1 protein-coding gene is annotated in these 4381 nt (G+C 74.7%); it reads right to left on the reverse strand.

Annotated elements, in window-relative coordinates; genetic code table 11:
* A partial coding sequence (locus ABZ135_RS38585) for a type I polyketide synthase (protein WP_356703065.1) occupies nt 1-4381 on the reverse strand: 4381 nt, incomplete at both ends.

Below are 4381 nucleotides of genomic sequence, written 5' to 3' on the forward strand. Positions count from 1 at the left end.
CATTCGGCGATGACGCGGGCGAACTCGGGGGAGGTGTCGAGGAGTTCGGTGGCCATGCCGGCCCACTGGGAACCCTGCCCCGGGAACACGAACACGACAGGAGCTCCTGTGGCCCGGCCCGACTTCGCGCCGGAGACAGGCGCGGTGACGCCTTCGATCTCCCGGGAGGCCAGCGCGTCCAGACCGGCGAGCAGCCCCTCGCGCCCGTCCGTGCCCGGCACGACGGCCCTGACCCCGAACGCAGAACGCCCTGTGGCGAGGGAGTACGCAACATCGGCCGGGCTGAGCTCCGGCCGCTCCCGTACATACGCGGCCAGCTCACCGGCGGCCTGCGCGAGGGCGTCCGCCGAGCGCCCCGACAGCACCCACGGCAGGGCCGACCCGTCCAACGGCTCCTCGGTGGGTTCGTCGGTCACGGGCTCGGCCGGTGCCTCGGCGAGGATGACGTGGGCGTTGGTGCCGCTGATGCCGAAGGAGGAGACTCCGGCCCGGCGGACACGGTCGTCGCCGGCCGGCCACGGGCGCGGCTCCGTGAGCAGTTCGACGCCGCCTGTCGTCCAGTCGATCAGCTCGCTGGGCTTGGTGACGTTGAGCGTGGCGGGCAGCTCCCCGTTGCGCAACGCCATGACCATCTTGATCACGCCACCGACCCCGGCGGCCGCCTGGGCGTGCCCGAGGTTGGATTTGAGCGAGCCGAGCAGCAGCGGCCGGTCGCCGCGTTCCCTGCCGTAGGTGGCGAGCAGGGCCTGCGCCTCGATCGGGTCACCCAGCACGGTGCCGGTGCCATGCGCCTCGACGGCGTCGACCCCCGCGAACGACACACCGGCGTCTTCGACGGCGGCGCGGATGACCCGCTCCTGCGCGGGCCCGCTGGGTGCGGTCAGTCCGTTGGACGCGCCGTCCTGGTTGACCGCCGTGCCGGCGACCACGGCCAGGACCTGGTGTCCGAGGCGTCGTGCGTCGGACAGGCGCTCCACGACGAGGACGCCCACGCCCTCGGCCCAGGCGGTGCCGTCGGCGTCCGCCGAGAAGGACTTGCAGCGCCCGTCCTCCGCGAGCCCGCGCTGACGCGAGAACTCGATGAACGTGTTCGGGGTGGACATCACGGCGGCGCCGCCCGCGAGGGCCAGGGAGCACTCCCCGGACCGCAGAGCCCGTACGGCCAGATGCAGCGCGACCAGCGACGACGAGCAGGCCGTGTCCACCGTCAGGGCCGGACCCTGAAGCCCCAGCGTGTAGGCGATGCGACCGGTGGCGACGCTGCCGGCCGTGCCGGTCAGGAAGTGGCCCTCGGCCTCCTCCGGAAGCCGGCCGCCACCGCCGTAGTCGTGGTACATGACTCCGGCGAACACACCCGTGTCGCTGCCGTGCAGCGATCCTGGCGCGATACCGGCCCGCTCCAACGCCTCCCAGGACACTTCGAGGAGCAGACGCTGCTGCGGGTCCATCGCCAGGGCCTCGCGCGGCGAGATCCCGAAGAAGGCGGGATCGAACTCGGCCGCTTCGTGGAGGAATCCGCCGTTGCGGACGTAGGAGGTGCCGGAGTGGTCCGGGTCCGGGTGGTAGAGGCCGTCGAGGTCCCAGCCACGGTCCGTGGGGAAGCCGGAGATCACGTCCCGCTGCTCGGCGACCACGCGCCACAGCGCCTCGGGCGAGTCCACCCCGCCCGGGAAGCGGCATCCCATGCCGACGATGACGATCGGATCGTCGTCCGTGTGCGGGGCTACGGCGGCCGGGCTCGCGGTGAGGGGCCGCGGGGTGGTGCTCTCGGCGCGTTCCCGGGCGAGCGCGAACGTGAAGTCGACGACGGCGGCCGGGGTGGGGTGGTCGAAGACGAGCGTGGCGGGCAGCCGCAGGCCGGTGACGGAGTGGAGACGGTTGCGCAGCCGCACCGCGAGCAGCGAGTCGACGCCGAAGCTCTTGAACGGCTGGTCCGGGTCGATCCCGTCCGCCGAGTCACGGCCGATGACGGCGGCGAGCTGGGTACGGACGAGGTCGAGCAGCAGGCGGCGGCCCTCCTCCTCGGTCATCCGGCCGAGCCTGCGGCGCAGGCCGGACTCGCCGGGGCGCCGCTGGGGCACCCGTACCAGTGAGCGCAGCACCGGGGACAGGGTTCCGGCGAGCGCGTCGGAGCGCAGCCCCGCCGGGTCGAGGCGGGCCGGGACGAGCACCGGGTGGTCGTCCGCGAGCGCCCGGTCGAGGAGTTCGAGGCCCTGTTCGGTGGAGAGCGGCGCGATGCCGCGGGTCGAGAGGGTGTCGTCGTCCAGGTGCCCGGTGAGGCCGGTGCGCTCGGCCCACAGGCCCCAGGCGAGCGACGTCGCGGGACGGCCGGAGGCCCGGCGACGGGCGGCGAGCGCGTCGAGGAAGACGTTGCCGGCCGCGTAATTGGCCTGGCCGGGGTTGCCGAGCACGCCCGCCACCGAGGAGAAGAGCACGAAGGCCGCGAGCTCCTGGCCCGCGGTCAGCTCGTCCAGGTGCGCGGCGGCGTCGACCTTGGGCCGCAGCACGGCGGCGAGCCGGTCCGCGGTCAGCGACTCGACCACGCCGTCGTCCAGCAGGCCCGCCGTGTGGACGACGGCGGTGAGCCGTACACCGGCCAGCAGCCGCGCGAGCGCGTCGCGGTCGGCGGTGTCACAGGCGGCGAGGACGACCTCGGCCCCCGACGCGGTGAGCTCGGCGGCGAGCTCCGCCGCGCCCGGCGCGTCGGCGCCGCGCCGGCTGACGAGCAGCAGCCGCCGGGCGCCGTGCTCGCTCACCAGATGGCGTGCGACCGACGCGCCGAGCACGCCGGTGCCACCGGTGACGAGCACCGTGCCGTCCGGGTCGAGCCGGGTGGCGCCGAACGGGTCGGCGGCGGTGGTGTGCCGGACCAGACGCGGGGCGAGGAGCGCGCCCGCCCGCAGGGCGAGCTGCGGTTCGGTGAGCACGGCCCCGGTGACGGTCATGTCCCCGTTCCCCGTCTCGGCGTCGGCGTCGGCATCGGCGTCGGCGTCGGGGTGGAGCGCCTCATCCCAGTCCAGGAGCGCGAAACGGTCGGGGTGTTCGGACTGCGCGGTGCGGATCAGGCCCCACACGGTCGCCTGGGCCGGGTTGTCGACCACGGGGCCGGCCGCGCCGTCGGTCAGCACCAGCAGCCGCGACCCCGTGAAGCGGGCATCGGCCAGCCACTCCTGCACCAGTCCGAGCGCCCAAAGCGCCGCCGCGTGCGCGTCCTCGGCGAGAGCGGATCCGGACCGCGTGTCGGCCGGGTCCTGTGCCCCGTCCGTACATCGCTCGGCGACGGGACATCGTACGGCGACCACCTGGGGTACGGGGTCGGGGACGCCGGCCAGGTCCGTGACCAGGCACACGTCGACGTCGGCCGTGGCGGCCGGGACCGGCTGCCACTCCAGCCGGAACAGCGAGTCGGCCGCGCGCCCGGAGGCGGCCAGGTCGGCGGTGAACGGTCGCATCGTGACCGCCTCCGCGGACAGGACGGGCTTGCCCGCGCCGTCCGTGACGCGCAGGCTCACCCCGTCCTCGCCCCGCGCGCCGAGCCACACCCGCAGGGCGTCCGCGCCCTCCGTGTAGCGGGTCACGCCGGACCAGGAGAAGGGCAGGACGGTGCCGCCGTCCTCGCGGAGCAGACCGACCGCGTGCAGGGCGGCGTCGAGCACCGCCGGGTGCAGCCCGAAGGAGGCGGCGTCCAGCTCGGCGGGCAGGCTCACCTCGGCGTACACGTCACGACCGGCCCGCCAGGCGGCGCGCAGGCCCTGGAAGGCGGGTCCGTAGTCGTAGCCCGCCTCCGCGAGCGTGTCGTAGCGGGACTCCACGTCGATCTCGTGGGCGCCGGGCGGCGGCCACTCGACGAGGTCGAAGTCCGCGGTGTCGTCCTCGACGTCGAGCAGGGCCGAGGCGTGCCGCGTCCACGGGTCACCCGGGTCGGCGTCCTGCCGCCGGGAGTGCACGGCCAGCTCTCGCTGCCCGTGGGCGGCCGGCGGCTCGACGGTCACCCGGAGCTGTACGGCCTCGTCGGGCGGCAGCACCAGAGGAGCCTGGAGCGTGAGCTCCGCGAGCCGCCGCAGACCCAGCCGCGCGCCCACGGCCATCGTGAGCTCCAGGAACGCGGTGCCCGGCAGCAGCACGGTCCCGTGCACCGCGTGATCGGCGAGCCACGGCTGGGTGTCGAGGGCGAGCCGCCCCGTGTACACGAGCCGGTCCTCCTCGACGAGTTCGACCACGGCGCCCAGGAGCGGATGCCCGGCCGAGGTCAGCCCCAGGCCCCGGGCGTCGGTCGCGGCAGGCTCGGGTTCGAGCCAGTAGCGCTGGCGTTGGAAGGGGTAGGAGGGGAGTTCGGTGGTGTGGGGGTGGTAGGGGGTGAGGAGGGTGGTCCAGTGGGGGG

Source organism: Streptomyces sp. NPDC006339 (assembly GCF_040612775.1).
GTDB lineage: Bacteria > Actinomycetota > Actinomycetes > Streptomycetales > Streptomycetaceae > Streptomyces.